Annotated in this window: 12 protein-coding genes and 1 riboswitch; of the genes, 7 read left to right on the forward strand and 5 right to left on the reverse strand. The window is 67.6% G+C overall.

What is annotated here, in order from left to right:
• Positions 1 to 476: methionine adenosyltransferase domain-containing protein (locus RYM47_RS16705; RefSeq protein ID WP_315389347.1), on the forward strand; the 476-nt coding region annotated here is incomplete at its 5' end.
• Positions 477 to 560: 84 nt separating this feature from the next.
• Positions 561 to 1,064 (forward strand): acyl-CoA thioesterase, encoded by a 504-nt coding sequence (locus RYM47_RS16710; protein ID WP_315389348.1) that lies wholly within the window; start codon positions 561 to 563, stop codon positions 1,062 to 1,064.
• 44 nt (positions 1,065 to 1,108) lie between these two features.
• Here the strand turns inward: RYM47_RS16710 and ppc are convergent, their stop codons facing one another.
• Together ppc and RYM47_RS16720 are read right to left on the reverse strand one after the other, a co-directional pair.
• Complete coding sequence (gene ppc / locus RYM47_RS16715) at positions 1,109 to 3,820, reverse strand: phosphoenolpyruvate carboxylase (protein ID WP_315389350.1); 2,712 nt, start codon at positions 3,818 to 3,820, stop codon at positions 1,109 to 1,111.
• Positions 3,821 to 3,916: 96 nt separating this feature from the next.
• Entirely contained in the window at positions 3,917 to 6,418 is a 2,502-nt protein-coding gene (locus tag RYM47_RS16720; RefSeq protein ID WP_315389352.1) for a prolyl oligopeptidase family serine peptidase, read from the reverse strand.
• Between the two features lie 127 nt (positions 6,419 to 6,545).
• A riboswitch (S-adenosyl-L-homocysteine riboswitch) is annotated at positions 6,546 to 6,633 on the forward strand.
• Positions 6,634 to 6,663: 30 nt separating this feature from the next.
• On the opposite strand from RYM47_RS16720, the gene ahcY reads away from it, so the two are divergent.
• From ahcY to ybaK, 3 genes are all read left to right on the forward strand, one after another.
• Positions 6,664 to 8,109, forward strand: a complete 1,446-nt coding sequence (gene ahcY, locus RYM47_RS16725; RefSeq protein WP_315389354.1) for an adenosylhomocysteinase — start codon at positions 6,664 to 6,666, stop codon at positions 8,107 to 8,109.
• A 176-nt stretch (positions 8,110 to 8,285) separates the two neighbouring features.
• Entirely contained in the window at positions 8,286 to 8,552 is a 267-nt protein-coding gene (locus RYM47_RS16730; RefSeq protein ID WP_315389355.1) for a hypothetical protein, read from the forward strand.
• A gap of 130 nt (positions 8,553 to 8,682) precedes the next feature.
• Entirely contained in the window at positions 8,683 to 9,153 is a 471-nt protein-coding gene (ybaK, locus tag RYM47_RS16735) for a Cys-tRNA(Pro) deacylase (protein WP_315389357.1), read from the forward strand.
• A 14-nt stretch (positions 9,154 to 9,167) separates the two neighbouring features.
• On the opposite strand, the gene RYM47_RS16740 is transcribed toward ybaK, so the two are convergent.
• Positions 9,168 to 9,725 (reverse strand): DUF3228 family protein, encoded by a 558-nt coding sequence (locus RYM47_RS16740; RefSeq protein WP_315389359.1) that lies wholly within the window; start codon positions 9,723 to 9,725, stop codon positions 9,168 to 9,170.
• A 125-nt stretch (positions 9,726 to 9,850) separates the two neighbouring features.
• Between RYM47_RS16740 and metF the strand changes: the two genes are divergently transcribed.
• Positions 9,851 to 10,678 (forward strand): methylenetetrahydrofolate reductase [NAD(P)H], encoded by an 828-nt coding sequence (gene metF / locus RYM47_RS16745; protein WP_315389411.1) that lies wholly within the window; start codon positions 9,851 to 9,853, stop codon positions 10,676 to 10,678.
• Between the two features lie 53 nt (positions 10,679 to 10,731).
• Positions 10,732 to 11,319: a DUF4124 domain-containing protein gene (locus RYM47_RS16750; RefSeq protein ID WP_315389361.1), complete on the forward strand. Its 588-nt coding sequence runs from the start codon at positions 10,732 to 10,734 to the stop codon at positions 11,317 to 11,319.
• 42 nt (positions 11,320 to 11,361) lie between these two features.
• On the opposite strand, the gene RYM47_RS16755 is transcribed toward RYM47_RS16750, so the two are convergent.
• Both RYM47_RS16755 and RYM47_RS16760 read right to left on the reverse strand, forming a co-directional pair.
• Positions 11,362 to 12,315 (reverse strand): Nudix family hydrolase, encoded by a 954-nt coding sequence (locus RYM47_RS16755; RefSeq protein WP_315389362.1) that lies wholly within the window; start codon positions 12,313 to 12,315, stop codon positions 11,362 to 11,364.
• Positions 12,316 to 12,384: 69 nt separating this feature from the next.
• A complete protein-coding gene (locus RYM47_RS16760) occupies positions 12,385 to 16,050 on the reverse strand; it encodes an autotransporter domain-containing protein (protein WP_315389363.1) in 3,666 nt (1,221 codons plus the stop codon).
• Positions 16,051 to 16,254 lie beyond the last annotated feature (204 nt).

Genomic DNA, 16,254 nt, shown 5'->3' on the forward strand with positions numbered 1-16,254 from the left:
GCCGCAAGATCATCGTCGACACCTACGGCGGCTGGGCCCGTCACGGTGGTGGCGCGTTCTCGGGCAAGGATCCGTCCAAGGTCGATCGTTCGGCGGCGTACGCAGCGCGTTACGTGGCCAAGAACGTCGTCGCGGCCGGCCTGGCCGACCGTTGCGAAGTGCAGGTCTCCTACGCCATCGGCGTGGCCGAGCCGACCTCGATTTCGGTCACCACCTTCGGCACCGGCAAGATCAGCGATGACAAGATCGAAAAGCTGATCCGCAAGCACTTCGACCTGCGTCCGTACGGCATCATCAAGATGCTGGACCTGATCCACCCGATGTACCAGCAGACCGCAGCCTACGGTCACTTCGGCCGCAAGCCGAAGGACTTCAGCTACCTCAACGCTGCCGGTGAAACGGTGAACGCCACGGCCTTCTCCTGGGAGAAGACCGACCGCGCTGCCGCCCTGCGTGCGGATGCGAAGCTGAAATAAGGGTAGAGCCGGGCTCTGCCCGGCATGCCTCAGGAAACGGCCCGCGAATGCGGGCCGTTTCCGTTTGGGCGTTACACTCCGACCATGGCTGACGACATCAAATCCCACCAGCTGACCATGACCGTGCTGATGGCACCGGAAATGGCCAACTTCTCCGGCAAGGTCCACGGCGGCGCCATCCTGCGCCTGCTCGACCAGGTCGCCTACGCCTGCGCCAGCCGCTACGCCGGCCGCTACGTGGTCACCCTTTCAGTGGACCAGGTGACCTTCCGCGAGCCGATCGCGGTCGGCGAACTGGTCACCTTCCTGGCCTCGGTGAACTACACCGGCACCTCGTCCATGGAAGTGGGCGTCAAAGTGGTGGCCGAAGACATTCTCAAGCGCAGCGTACGGCATGCCAACAGCTGCTTCTTCACCATGGTCGCGGTCGACGATGACGGCCGGCCGACGCCGGTACCGCCGCTGGAGCTGGAGAGCAGCAACCAGCGGCGGCGTCATGCGGCGGCGCTGCTGCGCCGGCAGCTGCGCGCGGAGATGGAGCAGCGCCAGCGCGAACTGCTGGCATCCAATCCGCCGACAGCGGAGTAGTGCCGGCCGCTGGCCGGCTCTTCATGATCCTGCCGGCAGCGGGGTCATCCGGTGTTCTGTACGCCTTGCGACACCCCGTTCACGCAGGCCACCAGCGCGCGCAGCACCTCGTCGTCTTCTCCACCACTCTCGCGCCAGCGGCGCAGCAGGTCCACCTGCAGGACGCTGATCGGGTCGATGTAGGGATTGCGCAGGCGGATCGACAGGGCCAGGCGCTGGTCGTGCTGGAGCAGCTCGTCCTGCCCGGTGATGGCCAGGATCAACCGACCGGTCAGCGCAAGCTCGCGCTGGATCTGCGGGAAGAACGTGGCATGCAACGGCCCGGCCAGCTGCGAGAACTGCTCGGCAATGGTGATGTCGCCCTTGGACAGCACCATCGCGATGTCGTCCAGGAACGTGCTGAAGAACGGCCAGTCGCGCGCCATTTCCTGCAGTGTGGCTTCATGGCCGGCATCGATCGCCGCCTGCAATCCGCTGCCCACGCCATACCAGCCCGGAATCACGGCGCGCGCCTGGCTCCACGCGAACACCCACGGAATCGCGCGCAGGTTGCCCAGCGCCGCGTCCTGGCCCAGCCGCCGTGACGGCCGCGAACCGAGTGTCATCCGCTCGATCACGTCGATGGGCGTGGCGCGGCGGAAGTACTGCATGAAGTCCGGCTGGCCGACGAAGGCGCGGTAGGCCTCGGCGCTTTTTCCTGCAACCAGGTCCATCACCGGCCGCCACTGCGCTTCGCGCGGCTCCGCCGCACGCGGACGCAGGCTCGACCGCAGCACCGCGCCGGTGGACTGCTCCAGCGAGCGCAGCGCCAGCGCGCGGATGCCGTACTTGCGGTGGATCACCTCGCCCTGCTCGGTGACCCGCAGGCGGCCGTCGATGCTGCCGCGCGGTGACGCGTCCACCGCGTCGGTGGTCTTGCCGCCGCCGCGGCTGATCGAGCCGCCGCGACCGTGGAAGAAGGTCAGCCGGATGCCGCTCTCAGCGGCCACCTCCAGCAGCTCCACCTGGGCACGCTGCAGGCCCCAGCGCGAGGCGGCGATGCCGCCGTCCTTGCCGCTGTCCGAATACCCCAGCATCACCATCTGCACGTCGTCGCGCGCGGCCAGGTGCGCGCGGTAGACCGGGTCGGCCAGCAGGTCGCGCAGGGTGTCGGTGCCGCGCTGCAGGTCGTCCACGGTTTCGAACAGCGGCGCGATATCCAGCGGCACCCCGCCGGCGTCGTCGACCAGCCCGCCGCGCCTTGCCAGCGCAAGCACCGCCAGCACGTCGCTGCGGTCGTGCGCCATCGAAATGATGTAACTGCCCAGTGCATCGGCACCGTGGCGGCGGCGCGCATCGGCCAGCGCCGCGAACACCGCGTCCAACCGCTGGCCACCCTCTTCCGTGCTGGGCGGCAGGGCCTGTTCGCCACTGGCGTACGGCGCCAGGCGGCGCGCACGGGCCACCGCATCGGCCGCGTCCCACGCGTCCTGCCCGTCCAGTACGCTGGCCAGCGCGCGGCCGTGCACGCTCGACTCCTGGCGGACGTCCAGCCGTGCCAGGTGGAATCCGAAGGTACGCACCCGCCACAGCAGGCGGCTCACCGCGAAGCCACCGGCGTGGTCGCCCTTGTGGGCGTGCAGGCTGTCGAGGATCAGGGTGATGTCGTCTTCCAGCTCCTGCGGCGAGGCGTACGCACCTTCCGCATCGTCGAGCGTGGCCTGCACGCGCGCGCGCATGCGGTCGTTGAGCAGGCGGTACGGCATATCGGCGTGGCGCGGGCGCGACACCACCTTCGGCAGCAGCTGCTGGTAATCCGCGACACGCGCCTGCAGCGCATCGCTGACCGCGATCCGTTCGGTGGACTGGCTGAGCAGGCTGGCCAGCTGCAGCAGGTCCTTCTGGTAGCGGCCGAGCACGGCCTGGCGCTGCGCATCGAGCGTGTTGCGGATGGTGGTGGCATCCACGTTCGGATTGCCGTCCATGTCGCCGCCCACCCAGGTACCGAAGCGCAGCAGTCGCGGCAGTGGGATGCTCTCGCCATAGGTGTCGAGCAGCGCCTGCTGCAGCGATTCGTACAGCACCGGGATCACCCGGTACAGGACCTGCACCAGATAGAAGCCGACGTGTTCGCGTTCGTCGTCAACGGTCGGGCGCACCGGCGACGAATCGGTGGTCTGCCAGGACGCGGTGAGCGCCATGCGGAAGCGCGCGGCATCGGCAGCGGCTTCGCCGGGGGTGCGCTGGCCGTCGAGATTGTCGACCAGGCTGGCCACCATCAGCTGCTCTTTTTCCAGCAGCGCGCGGCGCACCGCTTCGGTCGGGTGCGCGGTGAATACCGGTTCGATGTCGATCCGCGGCAGCCACTGCGCCAGTTCGTCCAGGCCCACGCCCTGCGCCTTCAGCTGCTGCAGCGCGTCCTGCAGGCCGTCGGGCTGCGGCGCAGCGGTGCCGGCACGCTGGTAGTCGCGGCGGCGGCGGATGCGGTGCACGCGCTCGGCGATGTTGACCACCTGGAAGTAAGTGCTGAACGCACGCACCATCGATTCGGCGCGTTCCGGCGGCAGCCCGGCCAGCGCAGCGTTGAGATCGGCGATCGGCGCATCGCTTTCGCGACGCGCGATGGCACGGGTGCGCACCTGTTCCACGTCATCGAAGAACTGCGTGGACACCTGCTCGGCGAGCAGGTCGCCGACCAGTGCGCCGAGACGGCGCACATCGTCACGCAGGGGAATGTCGGGGGTGGCAAAGACGATGCTGCTGCGGTACTCGTTCATCTGCGACGCACTGGCCTCGGGAACGGAATCGCATCAAGCCTAACCCAGAATGCGCGGCGATCCGTGCCGCGCAAATGGTTTCAATTGCATGTGTTGTCAGCGCGGCGCCTTGCCCGGCCCGATGGTCTGCTCCAGCCACCGCTCGCTCTCGGCCAGCATCGTCATCAACGACTCGCGCGCGCGGTAATGGTGCGACTCATTCGGCAGCATCACCAGCCGCGACGTGCCGCCCAACCCCTTCACCGCCGCGAACATGCGCTCGCTCTGCATCGGGAACGTACCGGAATTGTTGTCGTCCTCGCCGTGGATGAAGAGGATGGGATCCTTGATTTTGTCGGCGAAATTGAACGGCGACATCTTCAGGTACACGTCCTGGGCCTGCCAGAAATTGCGCTCCTCGGCCTGGAAGCCGAACGGGGTCAAGGTGCGGTTGTAGGCGCCGCTGCGCGCGATGCCGGCCTTGAACAGGCGGGTGTGCGCGAGCAGGTTGGCGGTCATGAACGCCCCGTAGGAATGCCCACCGATCGCGATGTGGTCGCGGTCGGTCACGCCACGCCGCACCACCTCGTCAACGGCGGCTTCGGCGTTGGCGACCAGCTGCGGCAGGTAGGTATCGTTGGGTTCCTTGTCGCCTTCGCCGATGATCGGCATCGACGGACTGACCAGCACTGCGTAGCCCTTGGCCAGGAAAACCTGCGGTCCCCAGTAGCCTATCGCGTTGAAGCGGTAGGGCGAATCGGTGACCTGGCTGGCCGCGGCGGCGGTCTTGAACTCGCCCGGGTAGGCCCACATCAGCATCGGCAGCGGGCCGTCCTTCTTCACGTTGTAGCCCGGCGGCAGCATCAGCGTGGCGGTCAGGTCGACCCCGTCGTTGCGCTTGTAGCGGATCTGCTCCTTGCTCACGCCGCGCAGCTTCGGCAGCGGATGCTCGAAACGGGTCAGCGCGCGCGGCGCGGCACCGGCATCGGCCAGCGACTGCACGAAGTAGTTGGGCGGCACGTCCGGCGACTCACGAGTCAGCAGCAGCGAGCTCCCTTCCTGGTCGAGCAGCGCCTGCGGCAGCGCGTAGTCCGGTGCCTGCGAATGGAACAGGCGGGTGGCCTGGCGGCTTTCCAGGTCGAAGCGGTCGACGAACGGGCGGTCGCCTTCCGGCGACGCGCCCTGGCCGAGCAGGAAGATGCTGCGCCCATCGCTGCTGGTCTGCAGACGCGCGCGACCGTTCACGTCGCGCACCAGCGCCGGACGCCCCGGGTCGTTGTAGCGGTCCTGCGAGGAGCGCTCGGCGAGCAGCTGCGGCGCCTGGTCGAGCTGGTCCGGCGCAATCCGCCACTGTTTGACCACGCGCGACTTCCACCACGACTCATTGAGCAGGGCCAGGTCGCCGCGGCCCCACTGGATGCCGGCATAGCGGCTGCCGAGCTGGGCCAGCGTTACCGGCGGCGCCTCGAACGGCGCAGCCTGCATCAGCACCGCGTCGCGCACCTTTGCCTCGCGGTTGGGGTCGCCGCCGTCCTGGGCCTCGGCCCAGACCAGGGTGGCCTCTGCATCCGCGCGCCAGCTCACATTGCGCACGCCGGTAGGCACCGCGTCATTGCCGGTCGGCAGGCCTTCCACCAGCGGCAGGTTGGCCACGGTGTGCTCGAGCTTGCCGTCGACCGCATTCCACACTTCGATGCGGCGCGCGAAATCATCGGCCGGCACCAGGTAGGAGTACGGGCGCTGCACGCGCTCGGCCAGCACGTGGCGGCCGTCCGGCGAGACATCCAGGTCGAGGTAGACCCCGGCGCTGGACAGCGCCGTGGTCGCGCCGTTGAGCGCAACGCGCACCGGCTGCGACGTGGCGTAATGGTCGAACAGGCGCGCGTCGGCCTCATTGCTCAACAGGTCCTGGTAGGTGCGGATCGCGCGCACCCCGGCGTCGGCCTGGGTCTGCTGGATCGCCGGACCGGTTGGGATGCCACCGGCCGCCGGTGCCGGACCCTGGCCCTTGGGCTGCAGGGTGACAAGCAGGCCGCGGCTGTCGGGCAGCCAGGCATAGCCATCGCCGAACACGCTGTTGAGGTCGCCCAGCAAGCGCCGCGCGCTGCCGCTGGCCACGTCCACGATCCACAGTTCATTGGTACCGCTGGCCGCATGCACCTGGTTGAAGGCCAGGTACTGCTGGTCGGGCGACCAGGCCAGCGAGGCGATCGACAGCGGCTGCGGCAGCCCGGTGATCTGGCGTTCCTTGCCGTCGGCAATCGTCATCAGCCAGAGCTTGTCGACGAAGCTGAAACGGCTGGCCGAATGGGTGGCCGGATTGATCCGCACCCCGGCCAGTTTCAGTTCCGGCTGGGCGACCGTTTCGATGGACGGCAGCGGCGGGCTCTGCAGCATGGCGGCGAGGTCGCGGCGCGGCGACAGGCTCAGGCTGGGCGCACGCGGCGCGTCGACCACGGCCTGAAGCGCGGCCGAGGGCAGCTGGTAGCCTTGCGCGACCTTGGCGGCGGCCACGGGCTGCGGCGCCTTGGCCGATGGCGTAGCGGCCAGCGCCAGCGGTGCGACCGCCAGCAGGGCCATGCCCACGATCAGTCGTGCGCTGCGGTGTGTGCCTGTCATGTTCGAGCCCCATCCTGTGCAAACCTTGGACCTTAACAGCGGGGCGCGGTTTGCCCCCCTGCCGATGGTTGGGTCGGGGCGCCGATTCATGCCCGGGCGGTGCGCCGCGATATACTGGGCATTCCCCTCCACCGAGGGGCGCTGCGACCGCTGCCGGACCCGATCCGCACGGCCAGGCTCGGTGGCAGGGCTGGTTCCAACGGCGCCCGGCGAAGACGATTCCATCGTCACATACCGGAGCTTTCATGAACGCTGTTGCCAAGACCTTCTCCACCGAAGGCGATTACAAGATTGCCGATATCTCGCTGGCCGACTGGGGCCGCAAGGAACTGGATATCGCCGAGCACGAAATGCCGGGCCTGATGTCGATCCGCCGCAAGCACGCCGCCACCCTGCCGCTGAAGGGCGTGCGCGTGACCGGTTCGCTGCACATGACCATCCAGACCGCCGTGCTGATCGAAACCCTCAAGGACATCGGCGCCGACGTGCGCTGGGCGTCGTGCAACATCTTCTCGACCCAGGACCACGCCGCCGCGGCGATCGCCAAGTCCGGCACCCCGGTGTTCGCCTGGAAGGGCGAAACCCTGGAGGAGTACTGGGACTGCACGCTGGACGCGCTGACCTTCACCCTGCCCGACGGCACCCTGACCGGCCCGGAGCTGGTGGTCGACGACGGCGGCGACGTCACCCTGCTGATCCACAAGGGCTACGAGCTCGAAAACGGCAGCACCTGGGTCGACGAAAAGGCGTCCTCGCACGAAGAGCAGGTCATCAAGAACCTGCTCAAGCGCGTCGCGAAGGAGCGCCCGGGTTACTGGGGCCGCGTGGTCAAGGACTGGAAGGGTGTTTCCGAGGAAACCACCACCGGCGTGCACCGCCTGTACCAGCTGGCCCAGGCCGGCACCCTGCTGATTCCGGCGATCAACGTCAACGACTCGGTCACCAAGAGCAAGTTCGACAACCTGTACGGCTGCCGCGAGTCGCTGGCCGATGGCCTGAAGCGCGCGATGGACGTGATGCTGGCCGGCAAGGTGGCCGTGGTCTGCGGCTACGGTGACGTCGGCAAGGGCTGCGCCGCCTCGCTGCGTGCCTATGGCGCGCGCGTGATCGTCACCGAGATCGACCCGATCTGCGCCCTGCAGGCGGCGATGGAAGGCTATGAAGTCAACACCATCGAATCGACCCTGGGCCGTGCCGACCTGTACGTCACCACCACCGGCAACAAGGACATCATCCGCATCGAGCACCTGAGCGCGATGAAGGACCAGGCCATCGTCTGCAACATCGGCCACTTCGACAACGAGATCCAGGTCGATGCGCTGGTGTCGTTCGCCGGCATCAAGCACGTCAACATCAAGCCGCAGGTGGACAAGTACATCTTCCCGAACGGCAACGCGATCTTCCTGCTGGCCGAAGGCCGCCTGGTGAACCTGGGCTGCGCCACCGGCCACCCGAGCTTCGTGATGTCCAACAGCTTCGCCAACCAGACCCTGGCACAGATCGACCTGTGGGCGAACAAGGACAGCTACGAGAAGAAGGTCTACCTGCTGCCGAAGAAGCTGGACGAAGAAGTGGCACGCCTGCACCTGGAGAAGATCGGCGTGAAGCTGACCACCCTCAGCCAGGAACAGGCCGATTACATCGGCGTGCCGGTGGACGGTCCGTTCAAGCCGGAGCATTACCGCTACTGATGGAGGTGCCGGGCAGAGCCCGGCACTACCGGATGTGCAACGGGCGCCTTCGGGCGCCTGTGTTCGTTAAGGAGCTTTCACCCGTGCTGCACCCGGCACTCACAACGACCTCGGGATCATCGGCGCGCGGGGGTTTCAAATGGATGCGCGTCGCGCGTCCCCAGTGGAGCATTGCCATGAACGGCAAATTCATCCTGTCCGCACTGCTGGCATTGAGCGCTGCGCCTGTCGCCCAAGCCGCCGACTCTACCTACTATTGCCTGGTGCACAACGAAGACGGCCAGATCGTCAATGCAGCTTCGGCCAAGGGTCAACTCTTCGTCATCAAAGCCGCCACACTGGACAAGGCCAAAGACGCGGCCCTTGCTGCGGGAAAGAAGAAGGATGCCAAGGCGGAATCCGCAGAGTGTTCGACCAGCGCCGATAGTTTCATGCATCCGTAACGGCGGCACCTGGAAGGAGAACGGGCACTGGATGTGCCCGTTTTTCTTCATGCACGACGTGACAACCCCGGCAACCCCAATCCGTGCGCCGGGATCGCTACGATGGGATATCCCGACAACGCGGCCTGCCATGACCCCGGCCATCAACCTGCTCAGCAAACACGGCATTGCGCACCGCGTGCTGTCCTATCACCACGATGCCAGTGCCGCCTCCTACGGCGGCGAAGCCGCCCAGCAGCTTGGGCTGGACCCGGCGCAGGTGTTCAAGACCCTGCTCGCCAGCACCGAGAAACACGAACTGCTGGTGGCGATCGTGCCGGTCAGCGGCACGCTGGACCTGAAGGCGTTGGCCGAAGCTGCCGGTTGCCGGAAGTGCGAGATGGCCGACGTGGCGGCCGCGCAGCGCGCGACCGGGTATCTGGTGGGGGGGATCAGTCCGCTGGGGCAGAAGAAGAAACACCGCACCTTCATTGATGCCAGCGCGCAGGCGCTGGACACGATGCATGTCAGTGCCGGGAGGCGCGGGTTGGAGGTGGCGTTGGCGCCGGGGGATCTGGTTGCGTTGACCGAGGGTCAATGGGCGGACGTGGGAAGGCGGTAGAGGCACGTCAGGATTCAGGGCCGCCAGTTCGCATTGTTCTCCCAGAACGCCACCGCCCGCTGGTACGCCTCGCGGTCCAGCGGTACGCCCGAACCGCCCTCCTCCACGCCCAGCGCGTTGCGCATCATCGTGATCGGCGCCATCGGCACCTCTTCCGGTTCAGCGGTGTAGATGCAGCCGACGATGCCCCAGTCCGCGTCGATGGGCGAGCCCTCCTTCGCCAGCTGTTCGGCGCTGTACAGGATCACCACCACGTAGTTCGCGCGCGGCGATTCCACGCCTTCGAACCAACGCACCAGCACCGGCAATTCGTCGCGGTTGCGCGCTTCGTAGCCACTGCGCAGCTGGTGCCGGTTGGCGTCGGTGACCGGCACGGTCAGGCAGCGGGTGCTGGTCCAGTTCTCGTACACGTGCAGCTTGCAGAACGGCGCGTAGCCCTCCAGCACCTTGAACGGCGCGTGCGCGTTGAGGTGCGCCTGGAACTGCTCGGCACTGCAGTCCTGGATGGTGTTGCCGCGCGGCACGCGCGGGAACAGGCGGGGGCGGGCGAAGTCGGTAAGGACGATGGTCATGGGGTCAGTGCTGGAGAACAGGCGCACAGGGTAACCGGTCGACCGCGCAGCGCATTCCGGCCCCCATTTTACATTCATCGCGATGAAGCGATATGATGACCCCACGCCCGCCGCCGCTGCTGCCCATGACCGCCCTCAGCTTCGAGTTCTACCCGCCCAAGACCGACGACCAGCGTGCCCAGCTCGACCGCACGGCCGCCAAGCTGACCGCCTACGCGCCCGAGTATGTGTCCTGCACCTTCGGCGCCGGCGGTTCGACCCTGAGCTACACCTCCGAAACCGTCCGCCACCTCAAGCAGCACCATGGCTTCGAAGCGGCACCGCACCTGTCCTGCGTAGGCGGCAGCCGCGAGGAGATCCGCGAGCTGCTCAAGCTGTACCGGGCGATAGGTTGCCGGCGCATCGTGGCGCTGCGCGGCGACCTGCCCTCGGGCATGGGCCACCCCGGCGACCTGCGCTATGCGAGCGAACTGATCGCCTTCATCCGCGCCGAGCATGGCGACGCGTTCCACATCGAAGTCGGCGCCTACCCGGAAACGCACCCGCAGTCGGACGACGCGCTGCGCGACCTGAAGTACTTCAAGGCCAAGATCGATGCCGGCGCCGATGCCGCCATCACCCAGTACTTCTACAACGCCGACGCCTATTTCCACTTCGTGGATGCCGTGCGCAAGCTCGGCGTGCAGGTACCGATCGTGCCGGGGATCATGCCGATCTCCAACTTCAGCCAGCTGCGTCGCTTCTCCGAACAGTGCGGCGCGGAGATCCCGCGCTGGATCGGCAAGCGCATGCAGGCCTATGGCGATGACGCCGATTCGGTGCGCGCGTTCGGTGCCGAAGTGGTCGCCCAGCTGTGCGAGCGGCTGGTCGCCGGTGGCGCACCCGGGCTGCATTTCTACACCCTCAACCTGGCAAAGCCGACCAGCCAGGTGCTGAAACTGCTGGGGCGCTGAACGCGGCACGCCCAATCGCTTGCAGATAACGCAGGCGCCGCTACGCTGCTGCAATGAAACTGGTCGCCCCGCTGCTGTTGTCGCTGTGTCTGCTGTGCCTTGCCCCTTCGGCGCAGGCACAGGCGCAGCGCGTGAACCGTTGCACCACTGCGCAGGGCGAAACCGTGTTCACCGACCGCAGCTGCGATTCGCTGGGCGCCAGCGCGCGGATGCCGCCGCGTGCGGCGTCGGTGGGCAACACCGGCATCTATCGCGCCGGCTGCGCACGTCGCCTGAGTGAATTGACCGGTCAGATCCGCGATGCGGTCAGCCAGCAGGACGTGAATCGGCTGTCCTCGATCTACCTGTGGGGCAGTGTTTCCGATGCCACCGCCAACAGCATCATCGGGCGGCTGGAATCGGTGGTGCAGCGGCCGCTGATCGATATCGCACCGGTCTATCCGGAGGTGGCGGCAGTGCCGACGCCGATACCGGTGGATCCGAATGCGAGCTTGGCCGAAGCGGTGCCGGCGGTTGCGCCAACCTCCCGCCCGCGACCGGTGGGGCTGCGATTGGAGCAGACGTTGGGGAACAGTGCGACGCCTGCGCGGACCGTGTTTGGGTTGCGGCGGGCGTATGGGTGTTTCTGGATTACGTTGTAGTTCGGTTTTTATGAGGGCCGGGCAGAGCCCGGCGCTACGTCGTCAGGTAGGCCACAGGGCGCTGATCGAGGCGATGCCCTGGGCACCGTGGCGGCGGGCCTGGGTGATGTCGTCGGGGGCCAGGCCGCCGAGGGCGTAGATCGGCAGCGACACCTGGGCACGCAGCGTCTCGAACGCCTCCCAGCCGATCAGAGCAGTGCCCGGGTGGCTGCTGGTGGCCTGGACCGGGCCGAGCACGGCGAAGTCGCAGCCCAGACGCTGCGCGGCCTGCAGCTGCGGCAGGTCATGGCAGGAGGCGGCCACCAGCTGGTCGGCGGGCAACGGCCGCGCCTCCAGCTGCAGCAGCTGCTCGCCGCCCAGGTGCACGCCCACGCCCAGCCGACGGGCCAGCTCGATGTCGCGGTTGAGCAGCCACTGCACGCCGCTGCGGTGGCGCGACACCGCCTGTTCGGCCAGCTGGATGCGCGCCGGGCTGGTCGGAGTACGCAGCTGCACCCGGCGCACGCCGGCGTCCAGCGCGCGCGCCAGGCGCGCGTACCACTCCTGGTGGGCGGCGTCTTCGTCGGTGTCCGGCTCGGGGGTGATCAGGTAACGGTCCGGGTGGCGCAGCGCGGCCACCACCGGCAGGTCGGCCGGCGGCATGGAATAGCGCACCAGCTTGTCCGGGGCCACCCAGGTGATCGCCTGGCCTTCGCGGCCGCGCGGCGAGCCCCTCCAGCTGCGCACATGCCGCACTTCCAGGCGCAGGTGCTTGTCCGGGTAGGCCTGCGGCACGTCCATGATCCAGTCGCCGACCTCGGCTTCGATCCCCAGCTCTTCGCGCAGCTCCCGCACCAGCGCCTGCTCGGAACTCTCGCCGGTCTCGCGCTTGCCGCCGGGGAATTCCCACAGGCCGGCCATGTCGCGGTTCTCGGTGCGACGGTTGAGCAGGATGCGGCCACGGGCATCGGTGATGACGGCAGCCACGACATGGATCGATCGTTTGGGGGATGGCATGCGCTCAGGATGCCATACAAACGAAGGGCCCCTTGCGGGGCCCTTCGGTACTTCAGTTCACCGCTCCGGTCAGAACGCCACGTTCCAGTTCAGCTGGGCCCCTACTTCGCGCTGGCCGTCGCCGGCACGACCCTGCGCGAACATCGACAGGCGGCTGTTGTCGGAGGTGTTGAGCGACACCCCGACCTCGGCGATGCCCACGTTGCGGGCCAACGGCAGGCCCTGCACGGTGAAGCTGTCGCTGCCGGCCACGAAGCGGTTGCGGCTGTCGGCGCGCAGTTCGCCGGCCGCGTTCTGCCAGGCCAGGCCGGCTTCGAAGCGGGCGCCGTCCTGCTGGCCGCCACTGATGTCCCACGAGGCGCGGATACCGGCCGTGGTGGTCCAGACCTCGTCCTTGCTGGACGCGACCGACAGGGAGGCGGTGCCGCCGGTCTCGGTGGCAGCCTCGCTGGACAGGCGGGTGTAGGCCAGGGCCAGGTACGGGCTCAGGGTCAGCGCATCGAACTGCAGGTCCCAACCGCCCTCGGCGAACGCCGACACGGCGTGGGCGTCATGGCGGCTGTCGAGGGCCTGTGCCCACGAGGTGCCGGCACCGATGTCGCGGCGCGTCTCCACCTCGTAATCGGCATAGCTGGCGCCGCCGTTGATCCACGCCTGTTCGCCACGGAAACCGGCGTACAGGCCGCCGTGCACGGCGTCGACCTCGGTGATCGCGCTGCGGTCGCGGATCTGCTGGCGCAGCGACTCCGGGCCGCCGGCCACGCCGACCGTCCAGCGCTCGCCGAAGGTCCAGTCATAGCCCGCGATCAGACCCTGGCGGTGGTCCTGGGTACGCGCGGCATTGCCGTCGCCGTCGCTGCGCTTGGAGGCGCCGCTGCCGGCCACCCACACCGCCGACCCCTCGCGCTTGGCGCTCGGGTCCGGACGCAGGCGCTGCGAGACGCCCTCGCGCAGGAAGCGGTCGTGGAGCAGCAGTGCACGCTTGCTGGCGTGCAGTTCACCGGCCAGGTCGTCGAAGGCGCCCAAGGCGCTGGCTTCATCCAGCATCAGCAGGCCGTTGTACAGGGCGAGTGCGTCGCCGGACTGCTGCAGCGAGTCCAGTGCGGCGGCGGTGGCGCGGTGGTTGCCGGTTACCGCGACCGCACCGAACACGATCGGCGGGGTCACGCCCGGCGTGCCCGGGAAGCCCGGATCGACCGGCGTCACCGGGTCCACCGGCGTGACCGGATCAACCGGCGTGACAGGGTCGACCGGAGTCACCGGAGTCACCGGATCCACCGGCGCCACCGGGGTATTCACCGCGATGGTCAGCAGCACGTCGTTACCGGTCTGGACCAGGGTCGGGGTAATGAACGCAGAGTTGGAAATCACATCGTCGAAGCCGCCATTGAGGCCTTCGGCGGCGTTGAGGATCGTATAGCTGTGGCCGTTCTGATAGCTGGCCAGCGGATCCAGACCGGTCACGCGGACGCCGGTGGCGCCGGTGCTGCCGGCAATCCCCGCACCATGGCCGACGTACGCCTTGCCACTGACTTTGATGAAGTCAGCTTGGCCATTGCCCAGCAGGTCCACGTCGTAGAACGCCTTCTGCGCGACACTGGCCGGCACCGCGCCGCCGGCGTTGACGAAGAGGTCACCGTCGATGCTGATCGTACCCACGCCTGCGCTACCAGGCGACAGCACGCCGCCATTGAACACCTCGGTCCTGCCGACGGTTGCATTGCCGGCGAGCACGCCGCCATCGCGCACCATCACGTTGGAGCTGCGGACCACGCCGGTGGTGCTGCCGTAGTTGATGGTCTGGTTGAAGCCCGAGCTCCCGTTGAGAACCAGGGTGCCGCCGGAGACTTCGATCTGCTGTTGCGGGGCCTGGCTGCCCACGTAGCCCACCCCGCTGTACATATCGCCGTCGATGCGCAGGGTGCCGCCGGTGACGGCAACCTTGCCACCAAACCCGGTCAGGTCACCGGTCAACGCGGTCTCACCCGCCACGTTGGTGATGGCGCCGGCCGTGCCTACGCCGCTGATACCGCTGCGCACCGTGTTGGCCAGACTGATGCTGTCGGTGTGGTTGAACACCAGACCGCCCGAGCCGCCGCCCTGCATGACCACGTTCGCGCTGCCCAGGTCGCCGGCCGCTTCGGCCGCAGCCCAGACCGGGCCGCCGTTGGCCACCGACCAGGTGTCCATGCCGCCGCCGATGACGGCGTAACCGAGTGTCTCCAGGCTGAGCTCGCCACCCGCGGCGATCCGACCACCGTTGGCCACAGTGAGTATCCCGAACGGCTCACCGACCAGGTGGCTGCCCACGGTGATGTTGCCCGTCGCTTCGATCGCCGACCCTGTGCCGCTGACGCGGACCTGCTCGTCGACCTTGCCGATCGCGAAGGTCATCGAGTTGGTGCCGCCGGACACCAGCAGCGTGCCGGTGTCGATCTGCGCGCCGTCGAGTACATCCACGCCGGTGCGAATGTCGAGCTCACCCTGGTTGGTCCAGCGGCTGTCGGTGCCGGTCAGGGTGGCGGTGCCGCTGGAACTGAGCGAATCACGGATGCGTGCCGAGTTGGAGCGGATTTCGCCGCCGTTCTCGAGCAGCAGCTGGGTGCTGGCGATGACGCGGTCGCCGCTTAGCAGCGAGCCGGCGCCGGTGATTTCGATGCGGCCGGTCCGGGCTGCGGTGCTCGGCAGGCCCTGGTTGTCTTCAGCCGTTACGTTGCCGGTGGCCACCACTTGCGCGCCCGCCTCGATGCGCAGCAGTCCGTCACCATTGCCCGATACACGCAGCGCACCGGTGTTGACCGTCGTGCCGGCGCCGTTGAGCAGCAGCGTGCCACCAGAACCCTGCGCCTCTCCGACGCTGACCACCTGTGCGGTGAGGGTGCCGGTGTTGCGCAGGTCGACCGTACCGGTGGCGGTACTGGCACCGCCAATGATCAGGTTACGGCCCACGACGACACTGCCGTCGTTGATGTTGAGCCTGCCCGTGCCGGCTTCGCCGACACGCAGCTCGTTGTCGGTGACCACCAGCTCGCCGCCGGTGGCGACATTGACCGTGCCGCTGCTGCCTGCTGAAGTGGCCACGCTCATGGCAAACGAGTTGCCTGCAATCGGTGCCGCAAAAGTCGTCGTGACCCTCGAGCCATCCAGGATGCTGAGGCCGCCAACGCCTTCTCGGCCAACCAGGATCTGGCGGGCAGTCAGCTGCGAACCCGAGTCCACCTGACCTATGCCGGTGGAGCCGGCGCCGTAGGCAAACGACAGGGTCGAGCCCAGCGTGGCCTGGGCGCCCTCATACAGCCGCAGACCGCCCATGCCGGCCTCGCCCACGCGAACCGCCGCGCCGTTGACGGTCAGCGAAGAGGTCGGGCCAGACAGGTGCAGCTCACCGTTGCTGCCGACGGTGGTGCCCATCGACACCAGGCCATTGGAGGTGAGTTTTCCGCCATCACGAACGTTGACCAGCACCAGTCCGTTGGGACCGACGCGGAAACCATCGACGTAGCCGCGCGTATCAGTAACGGTTTCACTGTTGTCGAAGTCATAGACCGCGGCAAATGCCGACGGCAACGACGCAGCCGACAGGCCCAGCGCGACCAGCATGGCGGCACTGAGCTGCGAACGGCGCCGGATGCCGCCGGTGGTCGCTGCGGAGGAGGAATGGGTGGAGGTGAGTTCGGATGCAACCTGCATCTGGCCGGTGGCGTGGTTGAACACCAGGCGATAAATCCTGTTCATGAAGCTCCATGGATGGCGACTCAGGGGAAACGCGCAGTGGCGCGCTGGCCTGTCGCGAATGCAACGCGATCGCAACAGGGGCTAAAACGATAGATGCATGTCTCATTCGAGCCCGTCGGTCGCATCTGACACGCTTGTGGGGCTGCCCCGCCACTGCGTGTCAGTTTTTTCTGAAACCGGCTGTTGCGTGGTGCAGATCACAAA

This window comes from uncultured Stenotrophomonas sp. (genome assembly GCF_963519125.1).
Taxonomy (GTDB): Bacteria; Pseudomonadota; Gammaproteobacteria; order Xanthomonadales; family Xanthomonadaceae; genus Stenotrophomonas.

What these genes read in the sequence shown, in the direction of transcription:
- metF (WP_315389411.1), top strand. Translation starts at nt 9,851, where the DNA reads ATGACCGCCCTCAGCTTCGAGTTCTACCCGCCCAAGACCGACGACCAG.
- ppc (WP_315389350.1), bottom strand. Translation starts at nt 3,820, where the DNA reads ATGAACGAGTACCGCAGCAGCATCGTCTTTGCCACCCCCGACATTCCC.
- RYM47_RS16730 (WP_315389355.1), top strand. Translation starts at nt 8,286, where the DNA reads ATGAACGGCAAATTCATCCTGTCCGCACTGCTGGCATTGAGCGCTGCG.
- ahcY (WP_315389354.1), top strand. Translation starts at nt 6,664, where the DNA reads ATGAACGCTGTTGCCAAGACCTTCTCCACCGAAGGCGATTACAAGATT.
- ybaK (WP_315389357.1), top strand. Translation starts at nt 8,683, where the DNA reads ATGACCCCGGCCATCAACCTGCTCAGCAAACACGGCATTGCGCACCGC.
- RYM47_RS16710 (WP_315389348.1), top strand. Translation starts at nt 561, where the DNA reads ATGGCTGACGACATCAAATCCCACCAGCTGACCATGACCGTGCTGATG.
- RYM47_RS16720 (WP_315389352.1), bottom strand. Translation starts at nt 6,418, where the DNA reads ATGACAGGCACACACCGCAGCGCACGACTGATCGTGGGCATGGCCCTG.
- RYM47_RS16760 (WP_315389363.1), bottom strand. Translation starts at nt 16,050, where the DNA reads ATGAACAGGATTTATCGCCTGGTGTTCAACCACGCCACCGGCCAGATG.
- RYM47_RS16755 (WP_315389362.1), bottom strand. Translation starts at nt 12,315, where the DNA reads ATGCCATCCCCCAAACGATCGATCCATGTCGTGGCTGCCGTCATCACC.
- RYM47_RS16750 (WP_315389361.1), top strand. Translation starts at nt 10,732, where the DNA reads ATGAAACTGGTCGCCCCGCTGCTGTTGTCGCTGTGTCTGCTGTGCCTT.
- RYM47_RS16740 (WP_315389359.1), bottom strand. Translation starts at nt 9,725, where the DNA reads ATGACCATCGTCCTTACCGACTTCGCCCGCCCCCGCCTGTTCCCGCGC.